Raw genomic sequence first — 18,123 nt, forward strand, 5'->3', positions numbered from 1 at the left:
GCGTTCGACGCGGGGACCGAGATCCGCTTTCACCACGGACCCTCAGTTGCGTCCGCCGCGCTGCCAGCGCTGGGCCGTGAGGGGCGTGGGGCCGTCGGCGATCCGGTCCGCCAGCCCCTGGACCAGGCTCTGCGCCTCGTCCGGGAGCGCTCGCACGGCCGCGACCATGCCCGTCGTGCTCTCCTGGTCGTCATCGACCAGGACGGCCACGAAGCTCAGTCGGCCGTCCGGTTCCGCCCCCAGCAGCCGCTGCTCGGCGTCGCCCGGGGTGCGGGCATGCGGGGGCCACTGGGCGGTGACGAGCGTGTACGGGGCATCCGCCGCCGGCTCGCGGCTCAGCAGCACCACCGCCGGGACGGCTGTGAACTCCCGGTAGAGGCCGGCCTTCCAGTACGGCTCCTGAGTCGCGAACCGCTCCGCGGCTGCGCGGTCGGCGAGGTTGACGATGTGGACGCTGCCCGTGTGCTCTTCGCCGTCGTCGGACAGGGTGGGGCCGCGGAGTATCAACCGGCCGTCGAACCGGTCCATGTAGGACCAGTGCTCCTCGGCGAACTCCAGCAGTTGGTCGGCGACGCCCGGCTTGTCCTGCGCATGAACGTAGAACGGCATGCCGAGACGGTACCGGAACGCCCGGGATGGGGGCTCAGCAGCCATCGACGCCCGCCCGGCGCCCGGCACGCGCTCCGGAGCGAGGTCGGCGCGCTGCGCACTGAGCTGAGCGGCCGGATGCGGATCGGCTCGGTGCCGACCTCGTCCGGCGCCGTCGCCCAGCTGACCGGCCCGTTCTGTGCGGCGCATCCCCTGGTCACAGTGGAGGTGATGGCGGACCTGCGGTCGGAGGAGATCCTCCGGCAGTTGCAGAACTTCGAGATCGACGCCGGGATCACATATCTGCGCAAGGGTCTCTCCGACGCCTTCCAGTCGGTCCCGCTGTACGAGGAGCGGTACGTACTGCTGACCGACGCCGCCGACAGCCTCGCCCACCGGACGACCGCGACCTGGGCGGAGGCCTCGCGGCTGCCGCTCTGTCTGCTGACCGAGGCCATGCAGGGGCGCCGGGTGCGGGACGAACTGTTCGCCGAGGCCGGGGTGCGGCCGTCGCCCCGGGTGGAAACGGATTCCGTGGCGGCGCTCTTCGCCCATGACAGGACGGGCCGGTGGGCCGGCATCGTGCCGCACACCTGGCTCCATGTCTTCGGGGGGCCGCACGGGATGCGGGCGGTGCCGATGACCGAGCCCGCCCGGACGGTCCAGGTCGGTCTGGTGACCACCGCCCGGGAGCCGGGCTCCGTCATGGCCCGCGCGCTCACGGAGGTCGCCCGCCGCACCGATGTGGCCGCCGCTCTGGAGCACCTTCCCGCAGCCCCCGGATCCCAGTAGCGGTCAACCGGAAAGCAACTGCTCGGGGCTCATGGCTTCCTGCCCTCGGTCCGGGGCAGCCGTGTGGCCCCGGCCGCGGCGACCAGGCAGAAACCGAGCACCCACCAGAAGGTGTCGCCGAACGCCGCGGAGATGTCCGGGCCGCGGGCGGACAGCCGGCTCTGCAGGACCACGGCGAGGGCGGCGGTGCCGACCGAACCGCCCACCGTGTTGAGCAGGTTGAGCGCTCCCGAGGCGCGCGGGAGCTGCGCGGGCTCGATGCGGCTGTAGACGATGTTCATCACGGGCGCGCCGACCATGGCCATCCCGAAGCCGCGTACCACCAGCGCCGAGACGATCGCGAGGTCCGGGAGCCCGTGGCCGAGCCGGGTGAACGGCACCGTTCCGGCGAGGATCAGCACGACGCCGGTGACGACCAGGGTCCGCGGCGCGACCTTGTCGATGGTCCGGTTGACCAGTACCGACCCGGCCGCCGCGCCCAGCCCCTGGGGGGCGAGCAGCAGCCCGGCCTGCCATGCCGACATTCCGCGGCCGGTCTGGAAGTACAGCGGCAGCAGGAACGTCGTCCCGAAGACCGACGCGCCCAGTACGAGCAGGGCGACGGCGGCTGCTCCGAAGGGTGGCCGGGCGAACAGCCGGGGGTCGACCAACGGTGTGCGGCGGGTCCGCAGCCCGTGCAGGGTGAATCCGGCCAGCATCGCCAGCCCCGCGGACACCCCGATCACGGCCGGGACGGTGCGGTGATGGGCGACCTCGGTCAGCCCGAACACCAGCACGGCCAGGCCGGGCGAGAGCAGCAGGGCGCCGCGCAGATCGAACGCCGTCCGCCGCGTCGACGGCGGCACCGCGGGCACATGGCGGCGGGCGAGCAGGGCCGCGACCGCTCCGATCGGCAGGTTGACCAGGAACAGCCAGGGCCATGGGGCCACGCCGAGGATCGAGCCGCCGACGAGTGGCCCGAGCACCGGTGACAGCAGCGGGACGACCGCGACGACGCTGATCACCCGCCCGGTGCGGGCGGGTCCTGCGACACGGGCCAGCAGCGCCTGCCCGGTCGCCGGCAGCAGCCCACCGCCGAGGCCCTGGATGGCCCGGAACACGACCAGGCTGGTCACCGACCAGGCCGTCGCGCACAGCACCGAGCCGAGCAGGAACACCCCCACGGCGGCGAGCCAGGTCCGCCGGCCGCCGAACCGGTCGGCCAGCCAGCCGGACGCGGGCACGGCGGCGACGACGGCCAGCAGGTAGGCGGTGGTCACCCACTGGATCCCGGCGACGGAGGCGTCGAACTCCTCGCTCAGGCTGTCGATGCCGACGCTGACGATCGTGGCGTCCAGCGTCGCCATGAAGGTGCCGAGCACCAGGATGAACGCGATCCGCAGCAGTTGTCCGTCCACCCGCCGGTCCGGCGGGTGGACGGTCCCGTCCTTCGGTGCGGTGTCCCCGCTCATCGGCCCTCCAGGAGATCCAGCACGTCGTCGTCCAGGTGCTTGTCCAGGGAGCGGAGCAGGTCGAGCAGTTCCTCGGCGAGCCCGTCGACGGCCGCTCCGGCCCGGTGGGCGAGCACGCCGGTCCAGCCGTCCCCGTCCGGCATGACGGTCAGGGTCACCGGGTGGTGGGTGGCCTCGCGGAAGCGGGTCGCGAGGACCGTGAGCCCGGGGGCGGGTTCACGGAGGCGGTCCGGGTCGACCGGGTAGTTCTCGAACACCACCAGGCTGTCGAAGAGCCTGCGCCGCCCGGTCAGCCGCTCCAGGTCGGACAGAGCCACGTGGTGGTGGTCGACCAGTGACCGCTGCCTGGACTGCAGGTCGGTGAGCGTCTCGGCGAGCGTGCCGTCGAGCCGTGCCCGTACGGGGACGGTGTTGGCCAGCAGCCCGATGATCTCCTCCACACCTTCGAGCTCCGGGGGACGGCAGGAGACCATGGCGCCGAAGCAGACGTCCGTATGCCCGGACCGCCGCGCGAGCAGCACCGCCCAGGCGCCCTGCACCAGGGTGTTCCGGGTCAGGCCGCGCCGGGCGGCGAGGCCGGTGAGCTCGGCCACCAGTGCCGCGTCGAACTCGATGACCTCGGGTTCCTGCCAGGCCGGGCCGGGTTCGCCGGTGCCCAGGTAGTCGCCCTCGGGCAGGCCGTCCAGTTCCGCCGCCCAGGCGCCGAGGTCCGGCTCGTGGTCGGCGTACCAGTTCAGGTAGTCGGCGAACGGCACGGGGGCGGGCAGGCCGGGGTCCTCGCCGCGGACCCTCGCCGTGTGGAGCGCGAACAGTTCGGTGAGGATGCGCGGCGCCGACCACCCGTCGGAGAGCACATGATGGCTGGTCAGGACCAGGTCGGCGCGTTCGGGTCCGCGCCGGATCACGGTCAGGCGCAGGAGCGGGCCCCGGGCGAGGTCGAACGGTTCGGCGAGGTCGGCCGCCAGCGCCTCATCGGCTTCCCCGTCGACCACGCGGAACTCCGGCCGGGACGAGGCGGGGATCACCGCCAGATCGGCGGGGAACACGGCGCCCAGGTTCGGGTGACGGGCCAGCAGGTCGGCGCCCGCGGCGCGCAGGGCGCCGATGTCGAGCGGGCCGGCGAGGGTGAACGCCGACTGCACGGTGTACGGGTCGGGGAGCTCGGTGCGCGAGTGCCGCAGCATCACCTCCTGCAACGGGGTGAGCGGTTGTACGTCGGCGACCGGGCGGTCGTGGTCGAGCGCCCCGATCTCCGGTGCGGCGGCGACCCGCAGCAGCGCGGCCCGCAGCTTCTCGGCCAGGTCCTCGGCCTCGGCGGCGGTGTACAGCGCGGACGGCCGGGTGATCCGGACCCCGAGCAGGTCGTCGCGTACCAGGGCGTTGACCATCAGGCCGTACGGCAGGGGCATCGCGTCGGAGCCGCCCGAGCCGAGCGGGTCGGCGTCCGGGGGTGTCTGCCAGGGCGTCTCCCGGTCCGGGGCGCCGGGGTAGCGGCCGAGGTAGTTCCAGGCGATCTCCGGTGCCACCGGGTCCAGGAGCCCCGCCGAGGTGAGGATGGCGTGGCCGAGGCCGTCGCCCTGTGCCCGAAGCCGGTCCGCGACCGCCCGCACATCGTCGTCCGCTTCGAGCCGGACGGGGTGCACGGCGGTGAACCAGCCGACGGTCTGGGAGAGGTCGACCTGGCGCGGGCGGCCGTGGCTCTCCAGCGCGACCAGCACCTCGGAGGTCCCGCGCCAGTCCCGTACCGCCCTGGCGAGTGCCGTCAGCAGCACGGCGTCCGGTGTGGTGCGGTAGGCGGCCGGCAGGGTCGTGATCAGGGCGCGGGTCGAGTCGGCGTCGAGCCGGATCTCGTGGTGCGTGGCGGTGGCCACGGTGTCCCGGGCGGGGTCGAGCGGGCGGGTGGCCGGTGCCGGGGTGGCGTTCATCCGCCGCCAGTGCGGCAGTTCGGTCCGCCGGTCGGCTTCGCGCAGCGAACGCGCCCAGCCGAGGAAGGACTGCCCGTGCCGGGTCAGCGAACCACCGGAGTACGCGTGCTCCAGGTCGTCCAGCAGGACGCGCCAGGACACCCCGTCGACGATCAGATGGTGGGCGATCAGGACGAGCCGGCCCGGCCGGTCCGGTCCGGCGTCCACCCACACCGCGCGCAGCAGCGGACCGGTACGCGGATCCATCGCGTCCTGGGCGTCGGCGATCGCGGCGTCCACCGGGGCCCGCAGGTCGTCCGGGGCCCGTACGCATGTCAGTACCTCGGTGCCGGTCACCGTGCCGGCCGGCGGGATGCGCAGCGCGTCCCCGGCCAGGTGGGCTCGCAGTACGTCGTGCCGGGCGAGCAGCGCGTCGAGCACCGCCCGCCAGGTCCTGGCGTCGCCGCCCGGCGGGACGCAGATCTCCACCCACTGGCAGAAGCCGTCCGCGGCGGCCCCCGCCCGGCGCAGCAGGTCCCGCATGATCGGAGTCAGCGGCGCGTCCCCGACGGCCGGTGCCTCGTCGGCGTCGAGCGCGCGGGCCCGCGCCGCGATCCCGGCCACGGTCGCTCCCTCGAACACGTCCCGCGCGCTCAGGCCGAGCCCGCGGCGGCGGGCCCGCGACACCACTTGCAGCGACACGATGCTGTCCCCGCCGATGGCGAAGAAGTCGTCGTCGGGGCCGATCCCGTCGGTGCCCAGGACGTCCCGGAACACATCGAGCAGCAATGCCTCGGCCTCGGTGGCGGGTTCGCGCCGTGCGGCGGCGACGGTCTCGGGGGCCGGCAGCGCGGCGGAGTCGAGCTTGCCGCTGGGGCTCAGCGGCAGCCGGTCGATCGGCACGAGTGCCGTGGGCACCATGTGGTCGGGCAGTTCGCCGGCCAGGTACTCGCGCAGTCGCGCGGTGTCCGGGTGGGCGCCGTCGGTCGGGATGACGTAGCCGACGAGCCTGCCCTCGCGCATGATCACGGCGCAGGCGCGCACCTCGGGGTGGCCGGTCAGTGTGGACTCGATCTCGCCCAGCTCGACCCGGAAGCCGCGGACCTTGACCTGGTGGTCGGCACGGCCGAGGAACACCAGCTGTCCGTCCGGCCGCCACCGCACCAGGTCGCCCGTGCGGTACATCCGCTCGCCCGACGGGCCGAACGGGTCGGCCACGAAGGTGCCGGCGGTCAGAGCGGGGCGGCCGAGGTAGCCGCGGGCCAGGCTCGGCCCGGCGAGGTACAGCTCGCCGGTGACGCCGACGCCGACCGGCTGGAGCCCGCCGTCGAGGACGTAGGCGCGGACGTTGGGGTCGGGGCGGCCGATCGGCAGCGGTCCCTCGTCGTCCGGGTCGTAGTGCCAGGTCGTGGAGTTGATGGTGACCTCGGTCGGCCCGTAGGCGTTGAACAGCGCCCTGCGGCCCTCGCCCCAGCGCCGTGCCAGCTCGGGGTCGAGCCGTTCGGCTCCGACGACGAAGAACACATCGGGGTCGACGGTGCGGTCGTCGGGCATCGCGGCCAGGAACGACGGGAGCAGGTTCACCCCGGTCACCCGGTGCTCGACGATGTAGTCGAGCAGTTCGTCGCCGGGTACGCGCACCTCCTCGGGCGCGATCACGGACGTACCGCCGGAGAGCAGCGGCACCATGGTCTGCCAGAACGCGACGTCGAAGCCGGTCGACGCGAAGTGCAGGTACCGGTCGCGCTCGGTGACCCCGACGACCTCCTCCTGCAGTGCGATCAGATCGGGCACGCCGCGGTGGGTGACGCCGACCCCCTTGGGACGCCCGGTGGTTCCCGAGGTGTAGATGACGTAGGCGAGGGCGTCCTCGGTGAGCGCGGCACGGGCCTCGGCCGGGTCGGTGTCCGGTACGGACGCGAGGGTGGCCGGGTCATCGAGGCGCAGGACCGGTATCTCACGCTCGACGGGCAGTTCGGCGCCGGTCGACACGACGGCGGCCGGTGCGATGTCGTCGAACATGTATGCGAGGCGCTCCTGCGGGTAGCTCGCGTCCATCGGCACGTACACCGCGCCCGCCTTGACCACGCCGAACAGGGCCACGGTCATCTCGATGTCGCGGCCGAGCAGGACCGCCACCGGGTCCTGGGGGCGTACCCCGCGCGCGATCAGCGCATGGGCGAGGCGATTGGCCTCGCGGTCCAGCTCCGTGTAGCTCAGGCTGCGTTCCCGGCAGACCAGGGCCTCGGCGTCGGGCCTGCGGTCCACCTGGGCGGCGAACTCGTCGAGCCAGTGGCCGCGTTGCCCGGCGGGGACGGCGGCGGTGCCGGTCCGCAGCATCCGCGCCCGCTCGTCGGGGTCGAGGGCGGGCAGCCGGATCGCGGGCCGTGCCGGGTCGTCGACGATCTCCCGCAGCAGGTTGTGCAGCCAGCGGCCGTAGTCGCGCACGGTCGCCCCGGTGAGGGCGCGCGGCTGGTGGCCGAGGCCGATGGTGATCTCCTCGTCCGGGATCACTATGACGGTCAGCGCGTAGTGCGTGGCGTCGGTGATGTCCACCCCTGCCAGGTCGAGCCCGGGGGCGAGCGGGGTGCGCTTCCGGCTGGAGAGCGGGAAGTTCTCCATGACCAGCATCGTGTCGAACAGTTCGCCGATGCCGGCCGCCCGCTGGATCTCGGGCAGGCCGACGTGGTGGTGCTCGGCCAGTACGACGCTCTCGGCGTGCACCTGTGCCATGAGGTCCAGCGCGGTCGCGTCCTGGGTGTGCCGTACGCGCACCGGGATGGTGGTGCCCAGCTGCCCGATCATCGACTCCACACCGTCGACCTCGGCGGGCCGCCCGGAGACCGGGCAGCCGAACACCACGTCGCGGCGGCCGGTGAGCCTGCCCAGCAGCAGTCCCCAGGCCGTCTGGAACACCGTTGTCAGGGTGACGCCGTGGTCGCGGGCGAACGCGCGCAGCCGGTCACTGAACTCACGGCCCAGACCGACGGTCTCCCGCCCGGGCCGCTCGACGGAGGTGCCGGTGCTCGCGGGTGCCAGCCGGGTCGCGTCGTCGACGCCGGCCAGCGCCTCCCGCCACGCGGCGAGCGATGCCTCCCGGTCGCGGCCCGCCAGCCACCGGAAGTACTCCGACAGCGGCGGGGCGGCGGGCGCGGCGGGGCCGCCGCCCAGTTCGGCGTAGACGGCGAGCAGGGTCCGGCCGACCAGCGGCATCGACCAGCCGTCGAGCAGGGCGTGGTGGTTGGTGATCACCAGCTTGTGCTCGGCGGGCCCGACCCGGGAGAGCAGGAAGCGGATCAGCGGCGGCCGGGCCGGGTCGAACGGGCGCTCCAGATCGGCGCGGGCCGCTTCGGGGAACCGGTCGTCCTCCCGCCAGTCCAGGGCGACTTCGGCGGGGATCACCTGCACCACCGTGTCACCGGCGGTGCTCAGGTGGACCCGCAGTGCGGGGTGGCGGCGCAGCAGTTCGCGCGCGGCCTCGGCCATCCGGTCCGGCTCCAGCTCGCCGACCAGGGTGGTCACGGCCTGGACGACGTAGACGTCGGTGTCGTGGTCGTCGCGGACCTGGGTGTGGAAGGACAGCCCGATCTGGAGGGGGGTGGCGGGCAGTACGTCGGCGATGCGGCCGGTGCGTTCCAGGGTGTCGATGGCCCGCTGGTCGAGTCCGACCAGCGGGAGGTCCGACGGGGTGAGCCCGCCCTCGGTGTGGAGCGCGTGCGCGGCCAGCGCGTCCAGCGCCGCGGCCCAGGACTGCTGGAGGGCGGCGACGGCTTCGGTGCCGAGCACCCCGGTCGCGGCGGTCCACTCGACGGCGAGCCGGGGCGCGCCCTCCTCGTGGATGAAGCAGTTGAGTGCCAGCACCTGTTCCAAGGCCTTGGCGCCGGGCTCGATCACCGAGAAGGCGTCCTGCTCCGGCAGGCGCCATCCCGTTCCGGGCAGGGGGGTGAACCGGCCCAGGTAGTTGAGCAGCACGTCCGGTGGCGGGGTGGCCGCGAGTTCGCGGCCGGCCGCCGGGTCGAGGTGGCGCAGCACGCCGTAGCCGACGCCGCCGTCGGGGACGGCGCGCCGGGCCTCCTTGGCGGCCCGCAGTGTCCGCCCGACGTCGTCGGAGGCGGGCACACGCACCGGGTACTCGCTGGTGAACCAGCCGACGGTACGGGCCAGATCGAGGTGTTCACGGCCGTGGCCCTCCATCGACACGGTCACCGCGTCGTCGCGCAGGCCCCAGCCCCGCAGGGCGAGCACCAGCGCGGCCAGCAGCACCTCGTCGACCCCGGCGCGGTACGCGGCAGGCAGGGTGGTCAGCAGTGCCTCGGTGGCCTCGGCCGAGGCCACGGTGACCGACAGGTGGGCGGTCGACACCTTGTCGCGCGACCGGTCCAGCGGTCTGGCGCCCAACCGGGCCGCGGAGCCGAGCGCGGTCCGCCAGTGGTCGAGTTCGCCGCGTCGCGCGCCGGATTTCCCCTGGTCGGCGAGGAGTACGGCGTGCCGCCGCCAGGACGCCCCGACGGGTTCGAGCGTGCCGCCCGTGCAGGCGGTGTGCAGGTCGGGCAGCAGGACGCGCCAGGACACCCCGTCCATGGCGAGGTGGTGCACGACGACGACCAGCCGGTCCGGTGTGTGGTCGCCGGTACGGAGCAGGGCCGCGCGCAGCAGGTCGCCGGAGCGCGGGTCGAGTTCGCCCGCCAGCCGCCGGGCCAGGGCGGTCACGCCGTCGCCGTGCACCTCGTCGACGACGGCCCGCACGAGGCCGCGCGGCAGTACGTCCAGCCCGTCGCCGGCCCGCAGCCGCAGCGCGTCGTGGTGGTCGAGCACGGCCTGTACGCCGGTGACCAGTTCGTCGTGGCCGAGTCCGTCGACGTACAGGGCGGTCCACTGCGCGTATCCGGCGACGACGTCCACGTCGGAGTGCGGGTCGAGCAGTCCGCGCACGATCGGTGGGGCGGGCACCGGTCCGGTCGGGTCGTCCACCGGTTCGGGTGCCTGTGCCAACAGCTCGGCGGAGGCCGCCAGGGCGGCGAAGCTGCGGCGCGCCAGCAGGTCCCGGGGCCGCAGTCCGAGACCCGCCGCCCGCAGTCTGCTGCTGACGGTGATCGCGGTGATGCTGTCCCCGCCCAGCGCGTAGAAGTCGTCGTCCACGCCGACCCGTTCGACGTCGAGCGCCTCCGCGAGGACCGCGCACAGCAGCCGCTCCCGCTCGGTGCTCGGCTCCCGGCCGCCGCTGTGCAGCGCGGGCGCGGGCAGGGCGGCGCGGTCGAGCTTGCCGTTGGGCGTGACCGGCAGCCGGTCCAGTACCACGACCGCCGCGGGCACCATGTGTTCGGGCAGCCGCTCGGCCAGGTGGGCACGTGCCTCGTCCCCGGTGACCGAGGCGGACACGACGTAACCGACCAGTCGGGACGACCGCACGGCGGCGGCCGCGGCGGTGACCCCGGGCACGGCGGCGAGCGCCGTCTCCACCTCGCCGGTCTCCACCCGGTGGCCGCGGATCTTGACCTGTCCGTCGCCCCGGCCCCGGTACTCCAGGCCCCGGCCGGGCACCCAGCGGGCCAGGTCGCCGGTGCGGTACATCCGCTCGCCCGGCGCGCCGAACGGGTCGGCGACGAAGCGCTCCGCGGTCGCCCCGGGCCTGCCGAGGTAGCCGCGGGCCAAGTGCGGCCCGGCCAGGTACAGTTCGCCCGCCGTGCCGTGCGGCACCGGTTGCAGCGCGCTGTCCAGCAGGTAGATCCGGGTGCCGGCGAGCGGGTGGCCGATCGTCGGCTCGTCGCCCTCGATCCGTGCGGTGGTGCTGTCCACGGTCGCCTCGGTCGGTCCGTAGATGTTGCGCGCGGTGATCCCCGATCCGGCGACCCGCCGCCACAGCGCGGGCGGGGTGGCTTCCCCGCCGAGGACCAGCAGGGTGGGCCGCAGCTCCAGCAGGCCGCCGTCGATCAGCGGAGAGGCCATCGACGGTGTGGTGTCCACGATGTCGATGCCGTCGCGGGCGTACACGGCGAGCAGCGCGTCGGCGTCGCGGGCGGTCTCGGTGTCGTAGACGTGCAGTTCGTGTCCGCACAGCAGCCACACCAGGTGGTCGAGGGCGGAGTCGAAGGCGAAGGAGTAGGTGTGTGCGGCGCGCAGCCGCCTGCCCGCGGTCCGCTCGGCCTCCGCGACGACCGTGGACCGCTGGTGGTGCAGCAGCGCGGCCAGGCCGCCGACCCGTCCGAGTACGCCCTTGGGGCGGCCGGTCGAACCGGAGGTGTGGATGACGTAGGCGAGGTGCTCGGGGTGCCGGGGCGCGGCCAGTTCGCCGGTGGTCAGGGGTTCGCCGGACAGCCCGGCGGCCTCGCCGAGCAGGGTGGTCCATGGCAGTCCGTCGACCGCGCCGGCGGTCAGTACGAGCGCGGGGCGGGTGTCGTCGATCAGCTCACGCAGCCGCTCGGGCGGGTACGCGGCGTCCAGCGGCTGGAACGCGGCGCCCGCGTCCAGCACGGCCAGCAGGGCGATCACCGAGTCGGCCGAGCGCGGCAGCGCCAGCGCCACGACGTCGTCGGCGCCGATCCCGCGGGCCCGCAGGGCGCGGGCCGACCGGTGCACCCTGTCCGCCAGTTCGGCGGCGGACAGCCGGTCCTCGCCGCAGACCAGGGCGGTGTGCCCGGGGCCGGCGGCGGCCATCGCGGCGAAGGCGGCAGGCACGTCCACCGGGGTTCCGGGCAGCGCGGGCGGGCACCAGTCGGTGAGCAGCCGCTGCACGTCGTCGGTCAGGGCGATCCGCCCGACGGGCAGGCCGTCGGTCAGTCCGGACAGCAGTGCCCGCAGCCCGGAGAGCAGGTGGTCGACGGCCGTCTGGTCCTTGGACCGGGCGTCGACCTCGAAGCCGAGCAGCAGTCCGCCGTCACGGGTCGGCAGGACGCTGAGGCCCATGTCCTCAGGCGGGCCGCCCGCGACATTGCGCATCACACCGCCGGCCCCGGCGAAGTCGAGGGCCAGGTCGAACGCCTTGAGGTTGATCCCGCGCCCGTGCAGCAGCGCGCCCGCGCCGGGCGCCGCGAGGTCCCGGGGCAGGTCCTCGCCCCGGTAGCGCTGGTGGTCGCGCATCTCGCGCATGGCGGTGGCGACCCGCCGGCTCAGCTCCACGAGGTCGTCCCCGGTGCGCACGGTCACCCGCAGCGGCAGTACGTTGACGGCCATGGCGGGGGTGCGCAGTTCGGTCGAGCCGGCCCGGCACATCAGCGGCAGTGCGAACACCACGTCGGTGCGGCCCAGCATGCGGTGCAGGAAGGCGGCGTAGCCGGCGATCAGCGCCTCGCCCCAGGTGACACCGATCTGGTCGGCGAAGGCGCGCAGCCGGGCCGTCTCCTCGGGGGTGATGACGGCGCGGGCGGTCAGGGTGCGGCCCGGCGAATCGGCGGCGGTGCCGGGGTCGCCGAGGTCGGGCAGCGGGGTGAACCGCTCGACCCAGTACGCTCGGTCCTCGGCGCACCGGTCGCTGTCCCGGTAGGCCCGGTCGGCGGCGACGAGGTCGGCGAACCGGCCGAAGGCCGACCGCGGCGGTTCGGTGCCGGAGACCAGTGCGGTGTAGCGGGCGGCGGTGCGGCGGGCGAGCATCGAGGCGGTGTAGCCGTCGAAGACAAGATGGTGGCCGAGCTGGGTGTACCAGACCTCGTGGTCGGACAGCTTGATGACGGTACGTGCGTAGAGCGCCCGGTCGACCATCCCCCGGCATGCCTCGGCGGCGCGCTCGCGCTCGGCCTCGACGAGTGCCTGGGCCGCGGCGGCGGGATCCGCCGTGCCGCTGACGTCGACCACCTCGGGCGGTTCGACCGGCTCTGTGCTCACCGTCTGGCGGGGCCCGTCCGGGGTGTCGTACACCCGCAGCCGCAGGGTCTCGGCCTCTTCGGTGGTCGCCCGGACCGCCTCCGCCAGCGCGTCGACGTCGACCGGCTCGCTGCCGGATATCTCCACCACGTCGCCGACCAGGTAGTACGGCGAGTCGGGTTCGAGGCGCTGCGCGTTCCAGATGCCCGTCTGGGCGCTGGTCAGGGCGAGCAGGCCGTCGGAGGAGACGCTTGCGGTGCTCAACTTACTCTCCTAGCAGTGTGGGAACGACCATCGGTGTGCCGGTCACCGGGTCGGGGACGATGACGCTCGGCAGGTCGAACACGTCCTTGATCAGCGCGGCGTCCACGACGTCCCCGGGGTCGCCCTCGGCGACCACGCGGCCGTCCTTCATGGCGATCAGGTGATCGGCGAACCGGCATGCCTGGTTGATGTCGTGCAGGACCGCGACCACCGTGCGGCCCTCGTCGCGCAGCCTGGCCAGCAGGCCGAGCAGTTGGTACTGGTGGGTGATGTCCAGGAAGGACGTCGGTTCGTCGAGCAGCAGGTGGGGCGTCTGCTGGGCGAGCACCATGGCCATCCACACCCGCTGGCGCTGTCCGCCGGACAGTTCCTGCACGGGACGGCCGGCCAGGTCGCCGACGCCGGCGGCGGCCATCGCCCCGTCGACGGCCTCCTCGTCCTCCGGCGACCACAGGGCCAGCATCGACTGGTGCGGGAACCGTCCCCGGCCCACGAGTTGCCGGACCTTGATGTCGTCGGGTGACAGCGGGTCCTGCGGCAGGAAGCCGAGTTGTCTGGCCAGTGCCTTGGTGGCGTAGCGGCCGACCTCGCGGCCGTCGAACTCCACCTGACCGGAGTCCGGGCGGAGCAGCCGGACCAGCGCGCTCAACAGGGTTGACTTCCCGCAGGCGTTGGGGCCGACGATGGCGGTGAACGCGCCGTCGGGGATGTCGATGCTCAGCCGGGTGGAAACGACCCGGTCTCCGTAGCGCAGGGTTATTTCCCGCGCCGTCAGGCGTGCGGTCACGCGCGCCTCACCTCCTTGGTCAGCAGCCAGATCAGGTAGCAGCCGCCGATCGCGGTGCTCACCACGCCGACGGGCAGCGCGACGGGCGCCAGCAGCATCTGGGCGATCAGGTCGGCGCCCAGGAGCAGTACCGCCCCGGTCAGGGCGGCCGGGAGCAGTGGCACTCCGGCGGCGCCCGCGAGCCTGCGGCCGATCTGGGGTGCGGCCAGGGCGATGAACGCGATCGGGCCGGCCACCGCGGTCACCGTGGCCGTGCAGCCGACGCCGACCAGGACCATCAGCAGCCGCAGCCGGTCGATCCCGACGCCGGTGGTCACCGCGACCGCGTCGCCGAGTGACGCCTGGTGCATGGCGTGCGCCCGCGAGGCCATCAGTGCCAGCAGTACGGCGATCACCGTGAACGGGATCCCGAGGTCGGCCCAGCCCACTCCGTTGAGGGATCCCGCGCTCCAGCCGACGGCGGCGATCGCCACCTCCAGCTCGGCGCGCAGCACGATCCAGGAGTTGACCGCGGTCACCATCGCGTTGAAGGCGATGCCGATGACCACCAACCGGAGCCCGGAGAAGCCGCGTTCGAACGACAGCAGGTAGATGGCGGCCGCGACGGCCAGGCCGCCGAGCACCGATCCCACGGCGAGTTGCGCGGAGGTTCCGGAGAACACGGTGAGGGCGACCAGGGCGCCGGTGTAGGCGCCCGCGTCGAGGCCGATGACGTCCGGGCTGCCCATCGGGTTACGGGTGAGGTTCTGGAAGATCGCCCCCGCCACGCCGAGCGCGGCGCCGAAGACCAGCCCGGCCAGCACGCGTGGCAGCCGCCAGTCGCGGATCACCACGGAGTGGTCCGTCCCGGTCAGTGCGGCGAACACCTCGCCGGGGCTGGACCATGACGCCCCGTAACACAGCCCGAGCAGGCCCAGGCCCAGCATCAGGGGCACCAGCACGGCGGGGAGCAGCACGGTGCGGCGCTCGACCCTCAGTCCGAGTACGGTCACAGCGACCCCGCCCCGTATCGGCGGACGGCCCAGATCAGCATGGGGCCGCCGAGGAACGCGGTCACGATGGCCACCGGCACCTCACCGGTGGGCAGCAGCACTCGCGAGCCGATGTCGGCGATCAGCAGCAGGATCGGCCCCAGCACCATCGTGTAGAGGATCAGCCATGGCACCGAGCCCGCCGCCGGCCTGCGTGCCAGATGCGGCACGATCAGTCCGACGAAGAGGATCGGCCCGGCCACGGCCGTGGCCGCCCCGCTGAGCACGGTGATCAACACCAGTGCGCCGGCCCGTACCCGGCCCACGCCCGCACCCAGTGTGTGTGCCACGTTCTCCCCCAGCGTCAGGGCGTTCAGTGCCCGGCTGAGCAGCAGCGCGCCGAGCAGGGCCACGGCGATGGCGGTCAACGGCAGGGCCGACGGCGCCTGTTCACGGCCCGCCAGTGACCCGACCGACCAGAACCGGTAGGCGTCGAAGACGTCCGGGAGCATCAGCCGCATGCCCAGCGCGACGCCGCCCAGCACCGCGGTCAGGGCCACGCCGGTGAGTACCAGGCGCAGCGGTGAGCGCTGCCCGACCGCGGCGACCAGCAGCGCAGCGAGCACGGATCCGGCGATGGCGAAGCCCAGTTCGCCCGCCTGCCCGGTGGCCGGCCCGAGCGCCGAGCCGACGGTGACGGCGAACCCGGCGCCCGCGGTGACCCCGAGGATGCCGGGCTCGGCCAGCGGGTTGCGGGCCAGCGTCTGGATGAGCGCGCCGGCCACCGCGAGCGCGGCGCCCACCGCGATGGCCAGCACCGCGCGCGGCGCCCGGATGTCGCGCACGATCACCTGGTCGTCGGTGCCCTGGTGGTCGAACAGTGCCCGCACGACCTCGGCGGGCGGGACGTGGCGGGCTCCGACGCCCATGCTGAGCACGGCGATCGCTGCCAGCAGCAGCAGTCCGCCGACGAGCAGGCCGAACTGTGGCCCGGCTCGCCCGGTTCCCGCCGTCCGGGACGCGCGGCCCGCGACGGTCACCGGTTCAGCAGCGGAGCGAGCGACTTGTCGATCGCGTCCAGGGTCTGCATGGCCTCGCCGTAGGTCGCGGCCTCGGTGTAGCGGAACGGGAAGGTCTTCCCGGCCTTGACGGCGGGCAGGTTCTTCCAGAGCTTCGAATCCAGGACGTACTGGACGGACTTGGGGACGCTGCCGTCGGCGTTGACCGAGTACGTCATGACGTCGGCCTCACGGAAGGCGGCCGGAAGTTCCTCGATGGAGGGGTACTCGCTGACCGCCTGCGAGCCGGGGCCGGGCTTCTTGACCTTGCCGTAGTAGTTCACGCCGAGGTCCTCGGCGATGTTGGTGCCCCACGAGCCGTTGAATTCGCGCTGGAAGGTGCCCTTGGCGGCGTCACCGTACGCGCCGACGTGGCCCGGCTTGAGCCGGGGCAGCACGTCCTTGTACTTCTTGGCCAGTTCCGCGGCCTTGGCCTCGTACTTGTCCTTCGCGGCGTCGAACTGCTTGAGCGAGCCGGCGGCGTCGGACTGCTTGCGGGACAGTTCGCGCCAGGCGGACGGCACGGTCGGGCCGATCGCCACGACGGGGGCGATGGACTCCAGCCGCTTGACGTCGATGTCGCCGAGCACGGGGGCGGGCACACCGATGACGATCAGGTCGGGGTCGGCCTCTGCGACGGCCTCGTAGTTGGTCTCGGCCGCCTGCTCCCCCGCCACCTTGGGGAGCTTCTTGTACTCGGCCAGGTCCTCCTTGGACATCATCGGCTCGCCGCGCTTCCAGGACGAGATCCCGACCAGCGGTGCGTCGGCCTCGATGAGGGCGGGCACGGCGTAACCGGTGGCCACCACGCGCTTCGGGGCTGCCGGGATGGTGATCTTGCCGTTGTCCGCGGCGAACACCCTGGTCCCGCCCTTGTCCGAGGCGTCCGACCCGCTCTCCGAGGAGAACCCGCAGCCGGTCAGGATCAGGGCCAGCGAAGCTGCTCCGACCAGGCCGGACGATCTGCGTATGGACATGAAATGCTCCTTGTTACTCAGGTAAGGCTCACCTTGCTTGATGGCCTTTGGTCAGGCCGAAGCGGCGAGCGGCGTCACTCCCGCCCCCTGTTCGGCCGGTCGGTCAGTGGTCGTCCTCGTCGAAGTCGGCGACGCCGCGCTTCCAGTAGCCGGTGATGTCGCTGTCGGCCTTCTCCAGCCGCAGCTCGTCGCGGGCCCAGCGGCGCAGCGGCTTGATCTGCCCCGCCTCACCGGCGGCCCACACGTACACCCGCTCCCCCTCGGGCACGGTCACCGTGGTCACGGCCCGCGCCAGCGCGTCGCCGGTTCCGGCCGGCCGGTCACCGCGGTGCAGCCAGCACACCTCGACACCCTCGGGTGCGGACAGCTCGATCTCCTGCTTGGCGTCGACGACTTCGACGAACGCCCGGCCCTTCGCACCCCGGGGCAGTTCCTCCAGCCAGCGTGCGATCGCGGGCAGGGCCGTGATGTCACCCGCGAGCAGATAGCGGTCATAGGTGTGCGGAACGATCACCCCGCCGGGCGGACCCGCGAGGTGCATGATGTCGCCGGGCCCGACCCCGCACGCCCACTCCGACGCGAGGCCGCCGTCATGCAGGGCGACGTCGATGTCGATCTCGCCCGCGACCGGGTCGTGACGGCGCACGGTGTACTCCCGCGAGACGGACGCCGGCCGCGGCCAGCTCAGCATCAGCCCGTTCCGCTCGGGCAGCCGCAGCGAGCCGTCCGGATCCGGGAAGAGAAGTTTCACGTGCTCGTCCGGCGCGTGGGCCTCGAAGCCCTCGGCGCCGGGCCCGCCCAGGGTCACCCTCAGCAGACCGGCGCCGACCATGGCGGTGCGTACGACCTCGGTCGCCCGGATCCCGATCGGGTAGCCCACCTTCTCGGCATGGAGGCCCGCCCGGACCTCCGCGATCCGCTCCAGGTGCCGGTGCCGGTGGTCGACGCGGGTCATGCGGAACCGCCCGTCAACAGTGCGGTCCAGTGCCCCAGTTCGGGCCGCTCGGCCAGATCGGCGAACTCCAGCGTGGCCGCCCCGGCGGCCCGCCAGCGGTCGACCAGGACCATGATCCGCACCGAGTCCAGACCGAGGTCGACAAGGTTCTCCTCGGGCGCGATCCCGGCGGGGTCGCAGTCGAGCAGTTCCGCGACATCCGCGCGGAGGCGTTCGGGGGACAAGGTCTGTTTCATCGGGTTGCTCCTGCGGGAGTGGATGCCGACAGCGCGGTCGGCTCGTCGGCGGTGATGGGGTACGACGCCACGGCACGGGGCGACGTCCGCGCACGCCTGGTCAGGGCGTTCACGGGAGGGGCCGGCGACCGCACCGGCCGCCTTCGCGGCGGTGCGGGCCGGTTGGCCACGGTCCATGACGAGTCACACCGGAACACCGGCGACCCGCCTCAAACTAAGGCAAGGCTAACCTAACTTACGGACAGCGGACGCGAAACAGCGACCTCGACACCGCGCAGCAGCCGCACCTTCCAACTCCCCCCGCACGGAAGCCCGTCAGGTCATCACACACACCCGCCCCGCA

The 18,123-nt window shown here is 73.4% G+C and carries 10 protein-coding genes; 1 reads left to right on the forward strand and 9 read right to left on the reverse strand.

The annotated features are described in order from the left end of the window. Window positions 1-42: 42 nt before the first annotated feature. Window positions 43-609: a YciI family protein gene (locus ACFVH0_RS15315; protein WP_385820254.1), complete on the reverse strand. Its 567-nt coding sequence runs from the start codon at window positions 607-609 to the stop codon at window positions 43-45. Here ACFVH0_RS15315 and ACFVH0_RS15320 point away from each other — a divergent pair. Further along, the gene (locus ACFVH0_RS15320; RefSeq protein ID WP_385820256.1) at window positions 592-1,380 is read left to right on the forward strand and encodes a LysR family transcriptional regulator substrate-binding protein; all 789 of its coding nucleotides are present in this window, start codon (window positions 592-594) and stop codon (window positions 1,378-1,380) included. The two genes, ACFVH0_RS15315 and ACFVH0_RS15320, sit on opposite strands and share 18 nt — an antisense overlap. Window positions 1,381-1,409: 29 nt before the next feature. Here ACFVH0_RS15320 and ACFVH0_RS15325 read toward each other — a convergent pair whose 3' ends face one another. The 8 genes from ACFVH0_RS15325 to ACFVH0_RS15360 form a co-directional block, all read right to left on the reverse strand. Further along, a complete protein-coding gene (locus ACFVH0_RS15325) occupies window positions 1,410-2,831 on the reverse strand; it encodes an MDR family MFS transporter (protein ID WP_385820258.1) in 1,422 nt (473 codons plus the stop codon). Beyond that, window positions 2,828-12,796, reverse strand: a complete 9,969-nt coding sequence (locus tag ACFVH0_RS15330) for an amino acid adenylation domain-containing protein (protein ID WP_385820260.1) — start codon at window positions 12,794-12,796, stop codon at window positions 2,828-2,830. Before ACFVH0_RS15330 ends, ACFVH0_RS15325 begins: the two co-directional genes overlap by 4 nt. A 1-nt stretch (window position 12,797) precedes the next feature. Continuing rightward, complete coding sequence (locus ACFVH0_RS15335; RefSeq protein ID WP_385820262.1) at window positions 12,798-13,583, reverse strand: ABC transporter ATP-binding protein; 786 nt, start codon at window positions 13,581-13,583, stop codon at window positions 12,798-12,800. Next, the gene (locus tag ACFVH0_RS15340; RefSeq protein WP_385820301.1) at window positions 13,580-14,509 is read right to left on the reverse strand and encodes a FecCD family ABC transporter permease; all 930 of its coding nucleotides are present in this window, start codon (window positions 14,507-14,509) and stop codon (window positions 13,580-13,582) included. The genes ACFVH0_RS15335 and ACFVH0_RS15340 overlap by 4 nt, the downstream gene beginning before the upstream one ends. A 62-nt stretch (window positions 14,510-14,571) precedes the next feature. Continuing rightward, a complete protein-coding gene (locus ACFVH0_RS15345; protein WP_385820264.1) occupies window positions 14,572-15,594 on the reverse strand; it encodes a FecCD family ABC transporter permease in 1,023 nt (340 codons plus the stop codon). After that, complete coding sequence (locus ACFVH0_RS15350) at window positions 15,591-16,589, reverse strand: ABC transporter substrate-binding protein (RefSeq protein WP_385820266.1); 999 nt, start codon at window positions 16,587-16,589, stop codon at window positions 15,591-15,593. The genes ACFVH0_RS15345 and ACFVH0_RS15350 overlap by 4 nt, the downstream gene beginning before the upstream one ends. 103 nt (window positions 16,590-16,692) lie before the next feature. Then, window positions 16,693-17,544, reverse strand: coding sequence for a siderophore-interacting protein (locus tag ACFVH0_RS15355; RefSeq protein WP_385820268.1), 852 nt, complete (start codon window positions 17,542-17,544; stop codon window positions 16,693-16,695). Further along, window positions 17,541-17,780, reverse strand: coding sequence for a phosphopantetheine-binding protein (locus tag ACFVH0_RS15360; RefSeq protein WP_385820270.1), 240 nt, complete (start codon window positions 17,778-17,780; stop codon window positions 17,541-17,543). Before ACFVH0_RS15360 ends, ACFVH0_RS15355 begins: the two co-directional genes overlap by 4 nt. Window positions 17,781-18,123: the final 343 nt, after the last annotated feature.

The sequence above is a fragment of the Streptomyces sp. NPDC127117 genome (assembly GCF_042677325.1).
In the GTDB taxonomy this organism is placed as follows: domain Bacteria; phylum Actinomycetota; class Actinomycetes; order Streptomycetales; family Streptomycetaceae; genus Streptomyces.

Coding starts and splice junctions, on each gene's coding strand:
- ACFVH0_RS15340 (WP_385820301.1), bottom strand. CDS start 14,509: ATGCTGGGCCTGGGCCTGCTCGGGCTGTGTTACGGGGCGTCATGGTCC.
- ACFVH0_RS15355 (WP_385820268.1), bottom strand. CDS start 17,544: ATGACCCGCGTCGACCACCGGCACCGGCACCTGGAGCGGATCGCGGAG.
- ACFVH0_RS15320 (WP_385820256.1), top strand. CDS start 592: ATGAACGTAGAACGGCATGCCGAGACGGTACCGGAACGCCCGGGATGG.
- ACFVH0_RS15360 (WP_385820270.1), bottom strand. CDS start 17,780: ATGAAACAGACCTTGTCCCCCGAACGCCTCCGCGCGGATGTCGCGGAA.
- ACFVH0_RS15315 (WP_385820254.1), bottom strand. CDS start 609: ATGCCGTTCTACGTTCATGCGCAGGACAAGCCGGGCGTCGCCGACCAA.
- ACFVH0_RS15350 (WP_385820266.1), bottom strand. CDS start 16,589: ATGTCCATACGCAGATCGTCCGGCCTGGTCGGAGCAGCTTCGCTGGCC.
- ACFVH0_RS15325 (WP_385820258.1), bottom strand. CDS start 2,831: ATGAGCGGGGACACCGCACCGAAGGACGGGACCGTCCACCCGCCGGAC.